This window comes from Pseudoalteromonas sp. S3260, from assembly GCF_005886925.1.
Classification (GTDB): Bacteria; Pseudomonadota; Gammaproteobacteria; order Enterobacterales; family Alteromonadaceae; genus Pseudoalteromonas; species Pseudoalteromonas tetraodonis.
Map to the genome: position 1 here is coordinate 1 of NZ_PNCV01000293.1, position 345 is coordinate 345.

The window sequence follows — 345 nt, forward strand, 5'->3', positions numbered from 1 at the left end:
GTCAGCGTGCCTTCACCATCTGGGTTGGGGATCACTACCGGTGTGGTGCTGGCATCCGTGATATCCACGCCAGCGATCGTCACTGCCGCAATACCTGCTGCAGCTGACACGGTAAAGGTATTGGTAAGCGTGCTTCCGGTCGCTTCGGTGACAGATTGGTCTTCCAGTGAACTGATGACCGGCAGCGCATCATCAGTCCCCTTGATGACGATATCCACTGTCGTGCTGGAGCCATCGCTGAGCTGCACGATGTACTGCTCATTGATCGTGTCAGCAGATGTCAGCCCCTGCACAGCGGCAGTGTCATTATCCAGCATATAGGCCCAGTTGCCGTCGGAATCGACG

1 protein-coding gene is annotated in these 345 nt (G+C 56.5%); it reads right to left on the bottom strand.

From position 1 onward, the window contains the following. Positions 1 to 345, bottom strand: a 345-nt coding sequence (locus CWC14_RS18525) for a VCBS domain-containing protein (protein ID WP_138564349.1), incomplete at both ends; no start/stop codon positions are given.